A 19,737-nucleotide genomic window follows, 5' to 3' on the forward strand; every position below is an offset into this window, starting at 1 on the left:
GGCCATGACGGATCGCCTGCTCAACGATGTGGTCAAAAATATCCTGTGCCACGCTCGTGTCGTTGAAGCGCCGGCGGCGGTTCTGCGACAGCGTCGAGGCGTCAAACACACCGTCCGTCAGCTTCATTTGCAGAAACCAGCGATAGGCGACGTTGACCTCGATCTCGCGCACCAACTGACGCTCCGAGCGGATGCCGAACAGGTAGCCAATGAACAGCGCCTTGAACATCAAGGTCGGATCGAGCGGCGGGCGGCCGTTGTCGGCGCAATAAAGCCCCGCAACACGATCATGGATGAAGGAAAAGTCGATCACCGCGTCGATCTTGCGCAGCAGGTGATCCTTCGGCACCAGACTGTCGAGCGTCACCATCTCAAGAGCCGTCTGGGTGGGGGCAGGTTTCTTCAACATGTCCCAATGAATCACAAACCCCCAGACGGTGCCAGGGGTTTGTCAGCAATCTGACGGGCCCTCGCGGGCCCGTTTTTCGTTGTAAGGGAAAGACCTCTCAGGCTCTCGCCTGAAAGGATCAGGCTTCCATCGAATAGCCGGCACCGCGCACGGTGCGGATGACGTCCTGCATGTTGGAAAAGTTCAAAGCCTTGCGCAGGCGGCCGACATGGACGTCAACAGTACGCTCGTCGACATAGATGTCGTGACCCCAGACGCCGTCGAGCAACTGCGAGCGCGAGAAGACGCGGCCGGGCGATGCCATCAAGAACTCGAGAAGGCGGAATTCGGTCGGGCCGAGGCGGACTTCGCGGCTCTTGCGGTGAACGCGGTGCGTCTCGCGATCCAGCTCGATATCGCCGCACTTCAGCAGCGTCGAGAGCACCTCGGGCTTGGCACGACGCAGCATCGCCTTGACGCGAGCGACAAGCTCCGGCGTCGAGAACGGCTTGACGACGTAATCGTCAGCACCGGTCGAGAGGCCGCGAACCCGTTCGCTTTCCTCGCCACGGGCGGTCAGCATGATGATCGGCAGGCGCTCGGTTTCCGGCCGCATGCGCAGGCGGCGGCAGAGCTCGATGCCAGACACGCCCGGCAACATCCAATCGAGGATGAGAAGGTCCGGCGTGCGTTCCTGAAGCCGGATCTCGGCCTCGTCGCCGCGCAGGATGGTATCGACCTCAAAGCCTTCGGCCTCAAGGTTATAGCGGAGAAGCACGCTCAGCGCTTCTTCGTCTTCAACGACAGCTACTTTAGGGATCATTCGTTTCGGTCTCCTGGGGGCGCGGTCGCGGAATGACTATTCAGTGACTGCGCCGACGGTGTTGGCGGTATCGTCCTTCGGACGTTCGCCTTCCGGCTGGGCACCGGTGGCCATGTAGTAGATCGTTTCGGCAATGTTGGTGGCGTGGTCGCCGATGCGCTCGATGTTCTTGGCGCAGAACAGAAGATGCGTGCAGCTGGTGATGTTGCGCGGATCTTCCATCATGTAGGTGAGCATTTCACGGAACAGCGAGGTGTACATCGCGTCGATTTCCTCGTCGCGCTCACGGACCGATTTTGCTTTGTCGGCAGCACGGCTCGTGTAGACGTCGAGGACTTCCTTGAGTTGGACGAGGGCGAGCTCGGACAGGTGCTCGAGGCCGCGGGCGAGCTTGCGCGGCACGCCGGCGCTCTGTACGGCAATGACGCGCTTGGCAGTGTTCTTGCCCAGGTCGCCGACGCGCTCCAGGTCTGCCGCGATGCGGATGGAGCCCATGATCTCGCGAAGATCGGCCGCCATCGGCTGGCGGCGGGCGATCGTGACGATCGCCTTGTCGCCGATCTCGCGCTCCGCGTGGTCGAGGATCACATCGTCCGAGATGACCTTCTGGGCAAGAGCCGTATCGCCGTTTACGAGCGCGCGTACGGCATCCGAGACCATCTGCTCGGCCAAGCCGCCCATTTCCGAGATACGGCGGGACAGGAACTTCAAATCATCGTCGTAGGCAGAAAAGATATGTGTCGATGCCATAGGGCTCATCCTTGAATATCGTAAGTGCTACCGAGACGGCCGATCAACCGAAGCGGCCCATGATGTAGTCCTGGGTGCGCGGATCGTCCGGGTTGGTGAACATCTTGTCGGTGTCATTCTCCTCGACGAGGTTGCCAAGGTGGAACATGGCTGTGCGCTGCGAAACACGGGCGGCCTGCTGCATCGAGTGCGTCACGATGACAATCGTGTAGTTCTCGCGGAGCTCGTGGATGAGCTCCTCGACCTTGGCCGTTGCAATCGGATCGAGTGCCGAGCATGGCTCGTCCATCAGGATGACTTCGGGGCTGACGGCGACGGCGCGGGCGATGCAGAGGCGCTGCTGCTGACCACCGGAAAGACCGGTGCCGGCTTCGTGAACGCGATCCTTCACCTCATTCCAGAGGCCGGCGCGCTGCAGGCTGTGTTCGACGATCTGGTCCATGTCGGCCTTCGACTTGGCGAGCCCATGGATACGCGGACCGTAGGCGACGTTTTCGTAGATCGTCTTCGGGAACGGGTTGGGCTTCTGGAACACCATGCCTACACGCGCGCGAAGCTCCACAACGTCGATATCCGGATCGTAGATATCTTCGCCATCGAGCGTGATCTTGCCAGTGACGCGGCAACCGTCGATCGTGTCGTTCATGCGGTTCAGGCTGCGCAGGAAGGTGGACTTGCCGCAACCGGATGGGCCAATCAGGGCGGTCACCGTGTTTTCACGGATGTTCAGCTTCACGTCGAACAGCGCGCGCTTCTCGCCGTAGTAAACGGAGACGTCCTGGCCGATCATCTTGTAGGGAATGGCGTTCATCTTCTGATCAACCGCTTTCTCAACTGCTGCTTCCGTCAACATGTTCATAATGTCTACTCCGTTTACCAGCGGCGCTCAAAGCGACGACGCAAGAGGATGGCTCCGAGGTTCATGAGGATCAGGAATAGGAGCAGGACGATAATGGCGCCGGAGGTCCGCTCGACGAAGGCGCGCTCGGCTTCATTGGCCCACATGTAGACCTGCACCGGCAGGGCCGTCGAAGGCTCCATGGGCGTCGCCGGAGCATTCGCGACGAAAGCGACCATGCCGATCAAAAGCAGCGGCGCCGTCTCCCCGAGCGCGTGCGCCAGACCGATAATCGTGCCGGTCAGGATACCGGGCATCGCAAGCGGCAGGACGTGGTGGAAGACCATCTGCATCTTGGAGGCGCCGAGGCCGAGCGCGGCCGAGCGGATCGATGGCGGGACGGCGCGAAGCGCTGCGCGGGTCGCGATGATGATCGTGGGCAAGGTCATCAGGGTCAGTACCAGACCACCAACCAGCGACGCTGAACGCGGCAGGCCGGCGAAGTTGATGAAAACAGCAAGACCGAGCAGACCGTAGACGATGGAGGGAACCGCCGCGAGGTTGTTGATGTTGACCTCGATCAGGTCCGTCAGCTTGTTCTTCGGTGCAAATTCCTCGAGGTAAATCGAAGCGGCAACGCCGATCGGCAGGGAAAGGACGAGCACGATCAACATCAGATAAAGCGAGCCAACCAGGGCGACACCAAGACCGGCGGCCTCGGGACGGCTGGAGTTGCCGTTGACGAAGAGCCCGGTGTTGAATTTCTTGTGCAGCGCACCGGTTTCCGCCAGCTGGTTCATCCAGCCAACCTGCCTGTCGTTCACCTTGCGGTTCTTCTCGTCGACCTTGAGGTCAATCTGACCCTTGTTGGCGGAGTCAACGTTGGCGTCTGCAAGCAGGGTGATGTTGACTGTCCTGCCGATGAGCGACGGATCGGCAACGACCATGTCGCGCAGCTGGATCGGCGCGCCCTTGGAGATCATAGCGGTCGCGTCACGCACCTCGGGACGGCTCGATGCATTGAGGTTCAGCGTCTTGACCATCGCGTCGCGGATGAGAACCGAATAATTGGCCGCGATCAGCACGGACGGATCCGTTGCGCGCTTGTTGTTCGGGTCGATGGTTTTCTCGCTGAACTCGATCGGCAGCGTGATCGCCGTCTGCAGGAAGGCCGTGTAGCCCTTGCTGACGACGCTCGTCAGCAAAACCGCCAGGAAGATCAAGCCAAAGGAGATCGCAGCGATGCCATAGATGCGGAACCGGCGCTCGGCGGCATAGCGGCGCTTGAGGCCGATGTCGCGACGTTCAGGCGCCTTCGAAACGACAACGCCCTGACCCGGAGAAACAATATCCGTCATTCGTACTGCTCCCGGTATTTGCGCACGATATAGAGCGCGTAGATGTTGAGGCAAAGCGTGATGAAGAACAGCGTGATACCAAGCGCGAAGGCAACCAGCGTCTGCGGCGAGGTGAACTCCAGATCACCAGTGAGCTGATTGACTATCTTGACAGTGACTGTCGTCATTGGCTCGAACGGGTTGACCTGGATGCGCGCTGCGACACCCGCCGCCAGCACTACGATCATGGTTTCGCCGATGGCGCGCGATGCAGTCATCAGAAGCGCGCCGACAATGCCGGGCAGCGCCGCGGGAAGCACCACCTTCTTGATTGTCTCCGAACGCGTCGCACCGAGACCGAGCGAACCATCGCGGAGCGCACGCGGCACAGCGGTGATGATATCGTCGGAGAGCGACGAAACGTATGGGATCAGCATGATGCCCATGACGATACCCGCTGTCAGAACGCTCTGCGCCTGAATAAAGTTCGCATAATTGCCGGTAAGGAGGCCGTTTACCTGCGAAGACAGGTCGCGGAGGAAGGGGCCGACCGTGACGAGGGCGAAAAAGCCGTAAACAATCGTCGGAATACCAGCGAGCACTTCGAGCAGCGGCTTTGCGATCGATCGCACCGCGGGGGCCGCGTATTCCGCCATGTAGATCGCCGCGAACAGGCCGACAGGCACCGCCACCAGCATCGCAACGAAGCCGATGTAGAGCGTGCCTAGCAGCAGCGGTATCAGGCCGAATTGCCCGAAGGACGAGCCGCCGGCACCGGCAAAGCGCGGATCCCAGACCGTACCGAAGAAGAAGTCTGCAGCAGGAACGACCGCGAAGAAATGCGCGGCTTCCGTCAGCATTGACAGAACGATACCGATCGTCGTCAGGATGGCGATCGAGGACGCCAGGAGCAGGCCCCAAAGCATGACACGTTCGACGCGGTTGCGTGCACGGAATCGCGGAGCGACTTCACGAAGCGCATAGAATGCGCCGGCAACGGCAAGGATGAGGACGACCGCCGTCATGACGAGGCGGCTGGAAGCCGATTCTTCGTTCAGCTTTTGCGCTGCGTCGATCATGTATGGCTGCGGCTGGCCGGCCAGCGGAACGCCCTTTGCAGCAAGCTTTGCCTGGAGGCCAGCCGGATCGCTGGCAGCACCGCTGATCTCCTCCGGGGTGAGGAGCGGCAGGCCGCGCGCAATCGCGCTGACCATCCCGTAATTCAGGTTCTGCTGCGCGGCCGGCTGCGCCTTGACGTCATCCGGGAAAGTGCCACGGACGGAAGACTCAATGATCGAAGGGCTGATCGCCAGCCAGGCGCACAGCACGATAAGTGCCGGCAGCACCGCCCAGATGGCGGCATAGGCGCCATAGTAGCCCGGTCGCGAATGCAGCGCGGAGGACTTGCCCCCGGCAAGTGCCGTAGCACGGCTGCGCGCTGCGATGAAAGCAACAGCGCCAAGCACCACGAGACACAAGAGTATGATGGATGTACCCATTCGTTTAGGTCCCAGGCCCTTTGACCCCAAAAGCGGAAACGGCAGGCGGACCGATCCGGCTCTCAAACTTGCAGAAGTTCAGACCCCGTCCCGACTTGGCGGAACAAGGCAAAGCCGGCGCGATCTGGTGATCGCGCCGGCAAGGTCATTACATAGTCTTGCCGTCTTCAACGCCCTTGCGGATCGCGTCGCGCTCACCGTCCGGAGCGGCAACGAGGCCGTACTCGACGAGCGGGCTGTCCGGTCCGATCATCTGTTCGGATACGAAGAAGTTGACGTATTCCTTCAGGCCCGGGATGACGCCGAGGTGTGCCTTCTTGACGTAGAAGAACAGCGGACGGGAAACCGGGTACGTGCCGTCGGAGATGGTTTCGGTCGACGGAACGATACCGTTGACGGTCGCAACCTTCAGCTTGTCGGCGTTGTTTTCATAGAAGGAAAGGCCGAAGACGCCAACGCCGGTCTTGTTGGCAGCGATGCGTGCCAGCGTTTCCGGATAGTCACCGTCGATGTCGACAGCAGCGCCGTCCTTGCGGACTGCGACGCAAGCCTTGGTCTGAGCGGCGGCGTCAGAGATCGAAGCCTTGATGACGTCGAGAGCGCCGGAAGCCTTGCAGCCAGCAGCAAGAACGTTCTGTTCGAAGACTTCGCGCGTGCCGTGCTTTTCGCCCGGGATGTAGGCAGCAATGTCAACAGCCGGGAGTGCCGGGTTGACTTCCGACCACTTCTTGTAAGGGTTGGCGACGAGCTTGCCGTCAACAACGACCTGGGCAGCCAGAGCCTTATAGATGTCGGCCGGGACGTAGGCGACATCAGGGTTGGACGAGTCGGTCGCGAAGACGATGCCGTCATAGCCGATCTTCACTTCCTGGATGTCGGTGACGCCGGCTGCCTTGCAGGCGTCCAGTTCCTTGGCGTTGATCGGACGCGAAGCGTTGGCAACGTCGATGGTGTCCGGGCCGACGCCCTTGCAGAATTCCTTGAGGCCAGCGCCCGTGCCGCCGGATTCAACGACCGGCGTCTTGAAGTCCTTGAAGGTTTCGCCGAAGGTTTCGGCTACGATCTTGGCGTAAGGCAGGACGGTGGACGAGCCAGCAACCTGAACCTGGTCGCGAGCAACGGCCGCGCCAGCGAAAGCGGCGGAAGCGGCAAGTGCTGCGACCGTGAGTTTAAAAGCGTTCATAACAATCTCCCGGGCATATAGCGGTCTGAGTGCGGCCTTGAGCGGCCTTTGCAGTGCCGTCTTCATCAGCGGCCCGCTCTCTTTAGCCCCTGATGCCCAGAGCTTTTATGTCATTTTCACGAAACATTTGTGACAGATTAAATATATGAAATCATTATACAAAGAATGCGATCCCGCACGATTGATCTCAGTTTTATGTCAAAACCGCACGGTGAAGCTCGTTCCCTTGCCGACTTCCGACTTGACGATCAAGCGCGCGCGGTGCCGCGTCAGGATATGCTTGACGATGGCAAGGCCCAACCCCGTGCCTTTCTTCGAGCGGCTGTCCTCGATGCTCACACGGTAGAAACGCTCGGTCAGTCGCGGCACATGCTCGGCCGGAATTCCCGGTCCCTTGTCGACAACCGTGACCTCCACCGGCTCGCCCGGTGCATTCTTCAGGAACACATCGACGGTCTTGCCCTCCTGCCCATATTTGCAGGCATTTTCCATCAGGTTTTCAAAAACCTGGACCAGTTCGTCGTGGTCGCCGAGCACCTCTGTCTTGCGCAGCGGAAGGTGCAGCACGATCTCAACGCCGACATCGTTTGCGAGCGGTGCCAGCGAGTCCCTCACATGGCCGAGAAGTGGAACGAGATCGACCTTCTGATCCGGGGCGATGTGTGACTTGAGTTCCAGCCGCGACAAGGACAGGAGGTCGTCGACAAGACGGCTCATACGAGTGGCCTGATCCAGCATGATGCCGAGAAAGCGCTCCTGCGCCTTGCCGTCATTCTTCGCCGGGCCCTGGATAGTCTCTATGAAGCCGCGCAGGGACGCGAGTGGCGTGCGCAACTCGTGGCTGGCATTGGCGACGAAATCGGAGCGCATGCGGTCGATGCGGCGAACCTCGGAAATGTCCCGGAAGGAGAGCACGAAGAAACGCTCATCAGCCGGCTGCTGTTCGTCAAACTCCACGGGGGCGCTGCGGACGATGTAAACGCGCTCGGATGGCAGGCGTTCGGAGTGCTCGATCTGGTTCGGCGCGTTGGTTGCAATCGTTTCGCTGACCATGTCGAGGATGCCAGGCGAGCGAAGGCGAGCGGAAATATGCGCACCAATGGCGGCCTCGCCGAAAGCCTTTTCGGCTGCGCGGTTCTGGTAAAGCACCGAGGCATCACCGGAAAGCACCATGACGGGGATGTCGAGCGCGGCAAGCGTCGCGGCAACCTCGGCCAAGCGGTTGCCGGGCGCTTCGATAGTCTCGGGAACTGGTTCCAGTTGGACTTTCGGGAGGGCGGCCGGAACCGCGTGCCACAACGCCGTGATGATCATTAGCAACAGAAGACCGAGCACGACCCACTTGTTTGCGCCTGCAGCCAGAGCAATCAGGGCAATCAGCAGAGCCACGAGCAGGACGGGACGCTCCTGCCGAATGCGTGCAATCAGGCTTCGTGTCCATGGCGCTTTGTCTTCCAACTGCCCCTCGCGGTTTCGGCTCGTACTCTTATCTTCAAACTCTGCCTGATAGCCGTGATTCATGACAGAAGTTTTCGCCTGCACACGACACGCGGAAAGGCTTTGGTGCGAACACACAGAAATTTCCACGATCCGCAAGACATTTGATTTTCAACAGGAAATATGGTCGCCTGTATGCGACGAAGTTCACCGGAGAAGAAGCCATGGCCGATGATGTCGAAAGCAGAGCCGTCGAACTGGACATCCGCGGAGAGAAGCGCGTCTTTGATGTCGACAATGCCGTGCTGCCGGACTGGGTTGACAAGGCGGCTTTGGAATCCGGCGGCTATCCATACGACAAACACCTCAAGGAAGAACAATACCTTGAAGAACTCAAAAAGCTGCAAATCGAGTTGGTCAAGGTGCAGTTCTGGCTGCAGGCCACCGGCAAGCGGGTCATGGCGCTTTTCGAGGGACGGGATGCGGCGGGCAAGGGCGGCGCGATTTCCGCCTCATCGGCGCACATGAATCCCCGCCTTGCCCGGGCGGTCGCATTGGCCAAGCCCACCGATCGTGAGGCCGGGCAATGGTATTTCCAGCGCTATGTCGCGCAATTCCCGACCGCGGGCGAGTTCGTGCTCTTCGACCGGTCCTGGTACAATCGTGCCGGCGTCGAGCCCGTCATGGGCTTCTGCACGCACAAGCAATACGAAGATTTCCTGAACCAGGCGCCTCAGCTTGAGAAGGTCATCGCGCACGAGGGTATCTTCTTCTTCAAGTTCTATCTCGATATCGGCCGCGAGATGCAACTGAAGCGCTTCCACGATCGGCGCCACGACCCGCTCAAGGTCTGGAAACTGTCGTCGATGGACATCGCAGCGCTGACGAAATGGGGCGACTACAGCGAGAAACGCGACCGGATGCTGAAAGAGACACATACGGAATTCGCGCCCTGGACGGTCATTCGTGCCAATGACAAGCGTCGCGCCCGGCTAAACCTGATCCGGCACATGCTGAAGACGATGGATTATGACGGCAAGGACAAGGATGCCATCGGCAAACTCGATGACAAGATCATCGGCTCGGGTCCGCATTTCCTGAAATAGCCTATTGCCCCGGCAGGATTCGGATAGCGTAGAGGTTGATGCCGCGCGCCTTGCCGTCGACATCGCTGTTGATGATCAGACGTCCGGCGGCGTTCGGCGCCAGCGAGCGATCGAAGCGGACCTGGAGAAGGACATCCGACTTCTGCCGGGTGACCGAGAAACGGTGACGGGCGCAGTCGCCGAGCGACTGGAAATCGCATTCCACCGTAACCTGAGTTGGTTCGTCGGACGTCGATTGCAGCGTGATTGCAATCGTCGAGGACTTGCCGGCCAACTGCTGAAGGACATCGGCGGGAACGCTGATGCTGATATTGCCGTCGCTGTCGTTGCTCTGCGAGATCAGGCGGACCGCGGTGCCCTCGTTTTCCGCAACATTCTGAATTTCCGCCCGTGCACCGGTCTTGATCTTGTCCGCATTGGACGGCTTGAAAACCTCAATCCAGTCGGCGGAGAAGGAGTTCTGCGGGTCGATCGCAACCGGCGCCGCATTGCCGCCTGCGGCACCGCTGTCGCCACTGTTGTCCGCGCCGTCGAAGTCTTCCGGCTGAGTGCTCGCCGGCGGATTGGCAACGCTTGTATCTCGTTCCGCAGCGGTCTTAAGCACGCCCGAGGTGTATACCCACCACGCACCCATGCCGATGAAGGCCAGGAGCACGCAGGCGACAAGCAGTCGGGAGAAAAACTTGCGCGGCTTGCGTCGAACCGCGGCGCGCTCCGGCCGGAAATCCATCTGCGTGGGCTTTCGCTCCGCCGCTGGCGATTCAGCGACCGGCTCGGCGCCAAGATGATTGCCGCTCCCGGCATGGACGCCGGCGAGGCTGGATTCATCGTCGAAGCGTGGGTCGGTAACCGAATGCTCACGGGTTTCGCCGCCAATCGAAACGTTCGCGACTTCTTCCTCTGCCACATGATCAGCCGGCCTTGGTACTTCCACCACGGGGGGAACAGCAACTTCCGGCGGCCCCTGGCGCGGATGAAGGCGTTCGCGCTCCTCCGCTTCGATCATATGGATCGTCGTTTCGAGCCTGTGGCGATGATAGGCGACCGCTTCCGTCTCGGTGATGTCCTGCTTGCGGAGACCGGCTTCAAGAGCCTGACGCGCGGACTGATAAATCTTTGCACGGACTTCGGGATTGTCGCGATCGGCATTGCTGAGCGCCGTTTTGATAGCCGTTTCTAATCCGCTCACGTCCGGTCCTTTACTCTGAGACTGGGCTTTGTACTTAACAATTCGTAAATGCGGTAGCCGCTGCCGCCGCAAATCGCAAGCCTCACCCGGTGTCCGGGTTCTCATCGGCAGGGGATAACGCAGGAGACCCTGACCGTCCTATGTCCTTGCAACAATAGCCGATATTTGAGGAATCGATAGAGCGCACTTTTCCTCTGTCAAAGTCTCTGCTATCACATTGACGTTTTCGTAAACGTCAATTCCTACGGTGTCCCATGGCCCTGCCTCCGATCCTGACCCAGAATCTCAGATTGCCGGTCGTCGCCTCCCCGCTCTTCATCATTTCGCACCCGGCACTGACGCTGGCGCAGTGCAAGGCTGGAATCGTTGGCGCCTTCCCGGCCCTGAATGCGCGGCCGGAAAGCCAGCTCGACGAATGGCTCGCCATTATCACCGAGGATCTCGCCGCGCACAACGCCGCGAACCCCGAACGGCCAGCGGCTCCGTTTGCCGTCAACCAGATCGTCCATATGTCGAACAAGCGGCTGGAGCACGATCTGAGGCTCTGCGTCAAATATAAGGTGCCGGTTGTCATCTCGTCACTCGGCGCCGTGCCGGAAGTGAACGCCGCGGTGCACTCCTACGGCGGCATCGTGCTTCACGACGTCATCAACAATCGCCATGCGAACTCAGCCATCCGCAAGGGCGCGGACGGGCTGATTGCCGTCGCAGCCGGTGCCGGCGGCCATGCCGGCACGCTTTCGCCGTTCGCGCTTGTCCAGGAAATCCGCGAATGGTTCGACGGGCCGCTGCTGCTTGCCGGCGCGATAGCCAATGGCGGTGCCATCCTCGCGGCGCAAGCGATGGGCGCCGACATGGCCTATATCGGCACGCCCTTCATCGCGACCGAAGAGGCCCGCGCCTCAGACGCCTACAAGCAGGCGATTGTCGACGGCATGGCGAACGACATCGTCTATTCCAACTACTTCACCGGCGTGCATGGCAATTATCTCAAACCGTCGGTGAAGGCCGTCGGCCTCGACCCCGACAATCTGCCGGTCGCCGATCCCTCGAAAATGGATTTCGAACAGGCCGTCGGCGGTGCCAAGGCATGGAAGGACATTTGGGGCAGCGGACAAGGCATCGGCGTCATCAAGGCGATCGAACCAGTCGGCAAGCTCGTCGACCGGCTGGAAGCCGAATATGCGGCTGCCCGGACGCGGCTGTCACTCTAGAGATCGGCGGCGGATTTCCACAGCACCGTTCTTTTTTGCCGAAGAGCCGACAGGGCGCTTGAAATCTTCAAACAATGCCTGTATCAGCCCATGCAAATCGCGGGCCGCATGGTTCGGCCGCAGGGATTGCCGCTTTAGCTCAGTCGGTAGAGCACATCATTCGTAATGATGGGGTCACGTGTTCGAGTCACGTAAGCGGCACCATTCTTTCCTTGATAAATCAAATAGTTATCAAGGGTCGCGCTCCACCAAGCCCGATGCAATTCATCACTGTCACACCACGGTCACAGCATGAGGTTTTGCAATGGCGACCATCCGTAGGCGCAATGGAAAGTATCAGGTGCAGGTCCGCGTTCAGGGCTGCGCCCCACTCTCCAAGACATACAGCCGCCTCGAAGACGCAAAGACTTGGGCACAGCTCACGGAGGTTGAGGCCGAGCAAATCGGCTTTCCCGCCGATCCCCGCACCGCCGGAACCCGATCCCGTCGACCTTATGAAGCCCTTTCCGGCCGGAGTCATGAAGATGTGGCCCGTCGGCAGAAAGGTCGGCTTGCCGAGGAACGACACGCCCGACGCCTTGACGAGATTGATCCAGATGCAGAACCAAGAATGGTCTAGCTGGCCTCAAATTGGCGGCATAGCTGGGCCGAAGCCGCAGGATCGGGAGAGAAGCTCAGGCGTTGCCTCCGAAGAGCTAAGCTTCTCTCCCTCTGGCATTCGAGATTTCGTCCTGTACAGGATGCTCGGTCCCCGCTGCGCCCTGTTTAAGCCGCACCGTTCGGTTTGCCATGCGGGAACATTAGCGATCCCGGAAATAATTGAAACAAGTTTCTGAGGTGCGTGAAGGACGACTCCTACGGCAGTGACGGCGGAGGTTGACGCACTGCCAGATCGAGGAGGCTGAAGATATGGTTGACCTGCCGAACTGGCAGTACATCATAGGCCATGTTTGTCGGTGCTTTACGAGGATGTGAGCAATGACCCCTGCCCGTTTCACGGAATGCCTTCTTCATATCCGGTGGACGCCGATCAATCTGGCATCGGCCCTGCAATGCGACCTTTCATGGGTGGAAGCGCTGGAGGCCGGGAACGCTGAAGTTCCAGCTGGCTTGGCCTCGTGGCTCGAAACGCTTGCTCAAGCTCACGAGGCGCTTCCTCCGCCGACCACATATCGCGGCAAACACTCGGAATGACCCGCTACCCTGCAAAGCATTAAGTTCGCGGACGACGTCGGCTGACCGAAGATCAACTGGCAACCGTCCCGCGGCGGGCGTATGATAATCGTGTTACCCGTGGGAGCGTACACCGGCGGGTTGCTCGGCGGTGGCCCTGAGGTTTATGGCAGCCCACCAGCACGGCCCCAGGGTCTTCGCTGAGTGTCGAACCAGCAGTGGGGCCCTTTTCTTTAATATTAGTCATTCCTAAATACTAAATTAACCCTGAACTCTTAGCTTCCGGCACGTTGCTTTTGGAGCCAGGACCCCAGCCCCTCCAGAGCAATGGGGTGTGCGGTTGGGGCTCAAGGCGAATTTGCTTCGACCGCGCGCCCTCAATGCTCTTGTCCGAGCTGTCATCGAAATCGACCATGATGCCGTGACTCGTTTCCAGGGGGATAGAACCCCGGATCTCTCCACTACGCCCCGTACCACGTCGATGTTCAGGTAAAGTGCCATGGCTGCGGGACACAGCGACCATTCGACAGAAACAGGCCTGCCGGATCGATTGAGGCAGGCGTATATTGATGAGATCCAACCTCGGTTGAAGTGCTCCGTGTGTGGAGCGAATGGCGGGGAAATGCTGTTCGGGCAATACGCAGTGAGGAAGAGCCGTGAACCGCTTCGAGATCCCAGCATGATATTCGCCTTCCTCCTCGTCGTCGGCGCTTTAGCCTTGATCTGGATAGCCTTCTGGATGCTGGGAGCGTGGGTGTTTGGATGTCTTCGCCCGCGCCAGCCCCGGGCACAAGCTCAGGCTCGTGAAGGCAATCCAAGCCAATCGTCAGATCGTCGCCATGACCGGAGACGGCGTCAACGATGCGCCGGCGCTGAAGAAGGCCGATATTGGAGTGGCGATGGGCATCAAGGGCACGGAGGTGACGAAAGAGGCCGCGGAGATGATCCTCGCCGACGACAATTTCGCCTCGATCTCGGCGGCCGTAAAGGAGGGCCGCACAATCTACAACAACATCGAGAAGGCGATGCTCTTCCTGCTGCCCACCAATATCGCCAAGGGCGCGGTGATCGCGATCGCAATCCTGTTCGCCTTCACGCTGCCGATCACGGCGCCACAGGTGCTGTGGGTGAACATGGTCACGTCGGTCGCGCTCGGTCTTGTCATTTCGTTCGAGCCCCATGAGGCGGACGTGATGACGCGCCCTCCCCGCTCGATCGACCGGCCGATCGTCACCGGTTTCGGTATCTGGCGCATTCTCTTCGTGGGCGCGGCGCTTGTCCTTTATACGCTGGTGGTCTTCTTCTGGATGAAGGGGCAAGGCGCTTCGGACCAGATGGCGCGCACGGCTGCCGTCAACGCGATCACGCTCGGGCAGCTCTACTACCTTTCAACAGCCGTTACCTGCTCGATTCGTCTTTGTCCGTGCGTGCCCATCTGGCCAATCCCTATCTTTGGTACGGCATAGCCGCGGTCGTGGTGCTGCAGATCCTCTTCACTTATGCACCGCCGCTCCACGCCGTGTTCGACACCGAGGCCTTGCCCCCTTCAGTCTGGCTCTGGCTCATCTTGGGCGGGCTCGCCTTCTTCCTCGTCGTGGAGATCGAAAAACTCGTCTTTCGCTCTACGCCCGCGTTGAAAGACGCAGCGACCCGTCGGTAACGCGCACAAGAAGTTGGGTTGCATGGCGGCGCGGACGCGCAGTCGCCGGGCGAACGGATTTGCCCGGCGAACGCTTGGGTCAGGCGGCGCGCTTGCGATCCGCTGGATGCTGCAGCCGAAAGCCGATTGCCAGGCGGTTCCAGGCATTGATCATTGCGATGCCGATCGAGAGCGCCACGAGTTCATCCTTCGAGAAGGCGTTTTGCGCGACCTCATAGTCCGAATCCGGCGCATGGCCTTCAGCGACATTGGTCAGCGCCTCGGCCCATGTCAGTGCCGCCCGTTCGCGATCCGTATAGAGCTCCGATTCATGCCAGGCGTTTAACAAGAGCATCCGCGCTTCTGTCTCGCCCAGCTTCAACGCGTCCTGACGATGCATGTGCAGGCAATTGGCGCATCCGTTTATCTGGGACCCGCGCACCTTGACGAGCTCCATCAGCGTGGGATCGAAGCTCTTGGCAATCCAGGCCTCCACGGCAACGAGGCCTTCTATGCCTTCTTCCTGGCCAGTATGTTCAAACGCTTGGTCATCATGCTCTCCGTGACATGAGTGATCGGGACGTTGCGCCCGGACAGGAGGTATCCCCGACATCGTGGACCATCCATCTGGCCGGTCGATGCGCCCGGCCTAACGCGGAATTCAGCAGACGCCCGCCGATCGATCAGGCCTTCCACCGTTCGGGACACCCCTTCCTATACTTCGGCAGGAGATGAGCGCGTCCCCGGTAGAATGGTTCAAGACGGGGATCCAACGCATTGTCCCGCCATCGGAGCCGCATCCGGGCGTGGCTTTCGCTGATCCCACACACGGAATGCTGACACTGGCGGGTTTCAATCAAGATCCGGGCACATGACCCAAGAAGGAGACTAGGCATGAAAATCGTTGTCATTGGCGGCACCGGACTGATCGGCTCGAAGACCGTCGAACGGCTGCGGAAAAAGGGCCACGAGGTCCTCGCAGCATCCCCAAATACGGGTGTCGACACTTTCACCGGCAAGGGCCTGGACGACGCGCTGGCTGGCGCGAAGGTGGTGATCGACCTCGCCAATTCGCCCTCGTTCGAGGACAAGGCGGTGATGGAATTCTTCCAGACCGCGGGACGTAACCTCCTCAAGGCAGCCGCCGTGGCAGGCGTCGAACATCATATCGCCCTTTCCATTGTCGGCGTGGAGCGGCTCGAGGGCAGCGGCTACATGCGCGCCAAGATGGCCCAGGAAGCGCTGATCCGTGCTTCTGGCATTCCCTACACGATCGTGCATTCGACGCAGTTCCTGGAATTCATTCCGGGCATCGTGCAGTCAGGCACGGTCGACCAGACGGTGCATCTGTCCTCCGCCTATGTGCAGCCGATCTCGTCGGAGGATGTCGCCGACGCCATGGCCGACGTGGCCCTCGGTAAACCCCTGAATGGCATCATCGAGATTGCCGGTCCGGAGAAATTTCGCCTCAACGAGATCGCGGCGCAGTTCCTGAAGTCGACCGGCGATTCCCGCCAGGTCGTCGCCGATCCGCATGCGCCTTATTTCGGCACCGAGCTCGCCGAGGGCTCGCTCGTGCCGATCGGCGACGCCCGGCTTGGCCGCGTCAGCTTCCAGGACTGGCTCAGCCACTACCAGCCGAGAACGTAACCCCTTCGGAGGGCGCGGCGCATCCGGCAAGACCCAGGCTGCCCCTTCCATGCACAATCACGACAGGAGAACCAGCATGTTCCGGACCTTTATGGCGGCAACTGCATTGACGGCCGTCCTCGGCGGCGCCGCCGTCGCGCATGACACTTCCGCCGGTGACGCGAAAGTCACCATCGTTTACGACCAGAAGCTTCCCAACGTGCCCGGCAAGAGCATGAAGGGCGTGCTGGTCGAGTATGCGCCGGGCGGCACCTCGCCTGCCCACACGCATCCGAACTCAGCCTTCATCTATGCAACGGTCCTCGAAGGCGCAATCCGCAGTCAGGTCAATAGCGGCCCGGTCACGACCTACCATGCCGGCGAAAGCTTCTCGGAGTTTCCGGGCGATCACCACGCCGTCAGCGAGAATGCAAACAAGACCGAGCCGGCGCGCCTGCTTGCGGTCTTCGTCGTCGATACCGACGAGAAGAACATAACGATCGACGACAAGTGAGACAAACCTCTGCGATGCCCGGCCAATGCCTGACATCGCAGCCCTCACCCGCCGATATTTCGAGAGACTCAGATCAACAAGGCTTGGGCCCATGAGCGCGACAGCAATGCGAACACTTGCCGGAATTTCGGTCCCCCAGACGCCGCTCGTCGAGCGCGCGCTGGAGCATGCGCGCCAGGCATGCGAGCCGTACCTCTTCAACCACGTTGTCCGCTCCTGGCTGTTTGCCGAGCGGATCGGGCAGCTTCATGCCATCGAGCACGACGCGGAAGTCTTGGCCGTCGGCACGCTGCTGCACGACATAACGCTCAACGAGAGATTTGCGGGGCCGCGGCGCTTCGAGGTGGAGGCCGCGGATCTGGCGCGCGGATTTGCGACGGAAGCCGGGCTCGACAAGTATCGAGCCCAACAGATCTGGGATTGCGTCGCTCTCAACTCGACGCCGTCGATCGGCCTCTACAAGGAAGCCGAGGTCGCACTCTGCACCGCCGGCATCTGCCTCGACGTCGTCGGCCTGCAATACAGTTCCATTCCCTCGGCTGAGATGAAGGCGATCGTCGCCGAATTTCCGCGGCTTGGGATGAAGCGGCAGATGACCCTGTGCTTTTGCCACATCGCCGCGACACAGCCGGAAACGACTTACGACAACTTCGCGCGGGATTTCGGGGAGCGCCTGGTTCCTGGCTATAAAGTGCCGACCTCCTCGGTCGATCTGGTGGCAAATGCGCCCTTCGATGAATGATCGCCATGTTCGATGCGATGGACGTGCACTTCGAACAGGAAGAGCTGCAAGGGCCTGCACTCACCACTACATCGCAGGCCCCCTATCGGTAACCCCCACCGCACATAGACAAGCAAGAAAACGCGCGCTTCATCAGCGCGTGTTTTGCGTCGTGAACGCCTCGGTGCGAGCAACCGCCCTAATCGTTCGATGCGGTCACCTAGACTTTCGCACAGTCCCCAGATGCTTCCGCCCAATGGTTTTCCGGGCCGCCGGTCGCCATCCTCCGTCGCATGTCAATCACCGCGAAGGATAGAAAATGCGCAATATTTCAAACCCATCGACTGTCAGTGTCTCACGCCGCGACGCCCTGCTCGGCAGCCTCACCGCCGGGATCGCAATGGGCTTGCCCGCGGTTGCCGCTGCCAAGACGCCAAAGCAGCCTCTCCCCGCCACCATCAATCACGGAAAGCAAGCCATGAGCACGATCACCACGAAGGACGGCACGGAAATCTACTACAAGGATTGGGGCACCGGTCCGGTCGTCACCTTCTCGCATGGCTGGCCGTTGAACTCCGACGCCTGGGACGGCCAGATGCTCTTTCTCGCCCAGCACGGCTTCCGCGTCGTGGCGCACGATCGCCGCGGCCACGGACGATCCAGCCAGCCGACATCCGGAAACGACATGAACGGATACGCCGACGATCTGGCCGCAGTGATCGAGGCGCTTGATCTCAAGGACGTGACGCTGGTCGGCCACTCCACCGGCGGCGGCGAAGTCGCCCGCTATATCGGCCGGCATGGCACGAAGCGTGTCGCCAAGGCTGTGCTCATCGCCGCCGTGCCGCCGGTCATGGTGAAATCCGAGGCCAATCCGGAAGGCCTGCCGATCGAAGCGTTCGACGCGATCCGCGCCGGCCTCGTTAAGGATCGCTCGCAATTCTACCGCGACCTTGCCCCGCAATTTTATGGCGCCAACCGACCGGGCTCAAACGTCTCCCAGGGCACACTCGACCAGTTCTGGCTCTGGAGCATACAGGCCGGCCTGCTGAACGCCTATGAATGCGTCAAGGCATTCTCGGAAACCGACTTCACCGAAGACCTGAAGAAGTTCGACGTGCCGACGCTCGTCCTGCACGGGGAGGATGACCAGATCGTTCCGGTCAAGGATTCCGCCGTCAAGTCCGCCCGGCTGATCAAGGGCGCCAAGGACATCTACTATCCCGGCGCGCCGCACGGCATCACCGCCACACATCAGGACCAGGTCAACGCCGACCTGCTCGCCTTCCTCAAGGCCTGACGCTCGTAACTTGGACCATCGGTGGCGCGGCAAGGCCGCGCCATTTCCATTCAAGCCCTTTCCATCATCGCCCTTTAAGGAAATCCAACATGTCGAAGACCTGGCTCATAACCGGCAGCGCCAGCGGGATCGGCCTGAGCACGGCCGAACTCGTCCTCGCGCGCGGCGAAAACCTCGTTGCGACGGCCCGAAACGTCGACCGCCTTCTCAACCTTGCGCGCCGCTACAGCCAGCAGGTGGAACTCATCGAACTCGATGTGACGGATGCGCCAGCAGCACGCCGCGTAGTCGACACCGCGATGGAACGGTTCGGTCGCCTCGACGTGCTGCTGAACAATGCCGGCTATGCGCATCTCAGTCCCTTCGAACAGGTTTCGGAAGATGATTTCAAGGCGGAGATCGACACCAATTTCTAAGGTGTGGTCAATCTCACGCGCGCGGCGCTCCCCGTGATGCGCCGTCAAAAATCAGGGCATATCATCAATATTTCGTCCAGCTCGGCGCGCTTCGGCAGTCCTGGGTCGACCGCCTATACTGCCGCCAAATGGGCGGTGAGCGGTTTCACCGCTTCGCTTGCCAAGGAGGTCAAGCCGTTCGGCGTCAAGGCCATCGCCATCGAACCTGGCAGCATCCGCACGAACTGGACGCGGGTTGCCCGTGGGCACGTCCCGCCGCTGTTGCCGGAATACGAACCGACCATCGGCGCGATCATGAGGATGACTGAAGGCTATGCCGGCACCGAGCCCGGCGACCCGGACAAGGTGGCCGTCGTCATCTTCGATCTTTCGCGCCAGGATGATCTGCCAGAACAACTCGTCCTCGGAAGCGATGCCCTGGGACGGATTGCCCAAAGCGATGCGGTTCGATCCACAGCCGCTCTCTGTTGGGACAAGATCAGCCGGTCGACGGACTTCGACGAGCCGACCACTCCCCTCCCACTTCTGGACTGAGACCGGAACCGTTACAGGGTTTTCGATGCGGCATTTCCTTCCCGCAT

At 60.6% G+C, this 19,737-nt stretch carries 16 protein-coding genes, 1 tRNA gene and 4 pseudogenes; 11 read left to right on the forward strand and 10 right to left on the reverse strand.

All coding sequences use genetic code 11. From position 1 onward, the window contains the following. From IB244_RS07710 to phoR, 8 genes are all read right to left on the reverse strand, one after another. The coding region (locus IB244_RS07710) for a transposase (RefSeq protein ID WP_192303832.1) at nt 1-409 on the reverse strand (409 nt) is incomplete at its 3' end. 118 nt (nt 410-527) lie between these two features. Further along, complete coding sequence (phoB, locus tag IB244_RS07715) at nt 528-1,211, reverse strand: phosphate regulon transcriptional regulator PhoB (protein WP_007529789.1); 684 nt, start codon at nt 1,209-1,211, stop codon at nt 528-530. Nucleotides 1,212-1,247: 36 nt separating this feature from the next. Beyond that, nucleotides 1,248-1,961 (reverse strand): phosphate signaling complex protein PhoU, encoded by a 714-nt coding sequence (gene phoU / locus IB244_RS07720; RefSeq protein ID WP_025658811.1) that lies wholly within the window; start codon nt 1,959-1,961, stop codon nt 1,248-1,250. A gap of 43 nt (nt 1,962-2,004) precedes the next feature. Beyond that, a complete protein-coding gene (gene pstB / locus IB244_RS07725; RefSeq protein ID WP_025658810.1) occupies nt 2,005-2,820 on the reverse strand; it encodes a phosphate ABC transporter ATP-binding protein PstB in 816 nt (271 codons plus the stop codon). A gap of 14 nt (nt 2,821-2,834) precedes the next feature. Then, nucleotides 2,835-4,157 (reverse strand): phosphate ABC transporter permease PstA, encoded by a 1,323-nt coding sequence (gene pstA, locus IB244_RS07730; protein WP_018857628.1) that lies wholly within the window; start codon nt 4,155-4,157, stop codon nt 2,835-2,837. Continuing rightward, nucleotides 4,154-5,635 (reverse strand): phosphate ABC transporter permease subunit PstC, encoded by a 1,482-nt coding sequence (pstC, locus tag IB244_RS07735; protein ID WP_192240366.1) that lies wholly within the window; start codon nt 5,633-5,635, stop codon nt 4,154-4,156. Before pstC ends, pstA begins: the two co-directional genes overlap by 4 nt. 148 nt (nt 5,636-5,783) lie before the next feature. After that, nucleotides 5,784-6,818: a substrate-binding domain-containing protein gene (locus IB244_RS07740; protein ID WP_025658808.1), complete on the reverse strand. Its 1,035-nt coding sequence runs from the start codon at nt 6,816-6,818 to the stop codon at nt 5,784-5,786. A gap of 198 nt (nt 6,819-7,016) precedes the next feature. Continuing rightward, entirely contained in the window at nt 7,017-8,243 is a 1,227-nt protein-coding gene (gene phoR, locus IB244_RS07745) for a phosphate regulon sensor histidine kinase PhoR (protein ID WP_192304081.1), read from the reverse strand. A 236-nt stretch (nt 8,244-8,479) separates the two neighbouring features. Between phoR and ppk2 the strand changes: the two genes are divergently transcribed. Next, nucleotides 8,480-9,361, forward strand: coding sequence for a polyphosphate kinase 2 (gene ppk2 / locus IB244_RS07750; protein ID WP_169679090.1), 882 nt, complete (start codon nt 8,480-8,482; stop codon nt 9,359-9,361). Nucleotide 9,362: 1 nt separating this feature from the next. Here the strand turns inward: ppk2 and IB244_RS07755 are convergent, their stop codons facing one another. After that, nucleotides 9,363-10,550 carry a hypothetical protein gene (locus tag IB244_RS07755; RefSeq protein WP_169679094.1) on the reverse strand — a complete coding sequence of 396 codons (1,188 nt, stop codon included), beginning with the start codon at nt 10,548-10,550 and terminating at the stop codon, nt 9,363-9,365. A 254-nt stretch (nt 10,551-10,804) separates the two neighbouring features. Between IB244_RS07755 and IB244_RS07760 the strand changes: the two genes are divergently transcribed. From IB244_RS07760 to IB244_RS32745, 5 genes and pseudogenes are all read left to right on the forward strand, one after another. Next, nucleotides 10,805-11,764: an NAD(P)H-dependent flavin oxidoreductase gene (locus tag IB244_RS07760; RefSeq protein ID WP_112665862.1), complete on the forward strand. Its 960-nt coding sequence runs from the start codon at nt 10,805-10,807 to the stop codon at nt 11,762-11,764. A gap of 128 nt (nt 11,765-11,892) precedes the next feature. Beyond that, nucleotides 11,893-11,968 (forward strand) — tRNA-Thr (locus IB244_RS07765). Nucleotides 11,969-12,234: 266 nt separating this feature from the next. Next, nucleotides 12,235-12,383, forward strand: a pseudogene (locus tag IB244_RS32895) (SOS response-associated peptidase); the annotation flags it as partial. Nucleotides 12,384-12,742: 359 nt separating this feature from the next. After that, complete coding sequence (locus tag IB244_RS07770) at nt 12,743-12,958, forward strand: hypothetical protein (protein ID WP_018857635.1); 216 nt, start codon at nt 12,743-12,745, stop codon at nt 12,956-12,958. Between the two features lie 782 nt (nt 12,959-13,740). Continuing rightward, nucleotides 13,741-14,597: pseudogene (locus IB244_RS32745) on the forward strand (HAD-IC family P-type ATPase). Nucleotides 14,598-14,676: 79 nt separating this feature from the next. Here IB244_RS32745 and IB244_RS07780 read toward each other — a convergent pair. Further along, a pseudogene (locus IB244_RS07780) lies at nt 14,677-15,128 on the reverse strand (carboxymuconolactone decarboxylase family protein). 342 nt (nt 15,129-15,470) lie between these two features. Here IB244_RS07780 and IB244_RS07785 point away from each other — a divergent pair. From IB244_RS07785 to IB244_RS07805, 5 genes and pseudogenes are all read left to right on the forward strand, one after another. After that, nucleotides 15,471-16,226 carry an SDR family oxidoreductase gene (locus tag IB244_RS07785; protein WP_192303834.1) on the forward strand — a complete coding sequence of 252 codons (756 nt, stop codon included), beginning with the start codon at nt 15,471-15,473 and terminating at the stop codon, nt 16,224-16,226. 76 nt (nt 16,227-16,302) lie between these two features. Further along, a complete protein-coding gene (locus IB244_RS07790) occupies nt 16,303-16,719 on the forward strand; it encodes a cupin domain-containing protein (protein WP_192303836.1) in 417 nt (138 codons plus the stop codon). Between the two features lie 91 nt (nt 16,720-16,810). Then, on the forward strand, nt 16,811-17,461 hold the full coding sequence (locus tag IB244_RS07795; RefSeq protein WP_192240363.1) for a hypothetical protein: 651 nt from the start codon (nt 16,811-16,813) through the stop codon (nt 17,459-17,461). 298 nt (nt 17,462-17,759) lie between these two features. After that, a complete protein-coding gene (locus tag IB244_RS07800; protein ID WP_192303838.1) occupies nt 17,760-18,740 on the forward strand; it encodes an alpha/beta fold hydrolase in 981 nt (326 codons plus the stop codon). Nucleotides 18,741-18,829: 89 nt separating this feature from the next. Then, nucleotides 18,830-19,690, forward strand: a pseudogene (locus IB244_RS07805) (SDR family oxidoreductase). Nucleotides 19,691-19,737: the final 47 nt, after the last annotated feature.

The organism is Rhizobium sp. RHZ02, assembly GCF_014851575.1.
GTDB classification, from domain to species: Bacteria; Pseudomonadota; Alphaproteobacteria; order Rhizobiales; family Rhizobiaceae; genus Rhizobium; species Rhizobium altiplani.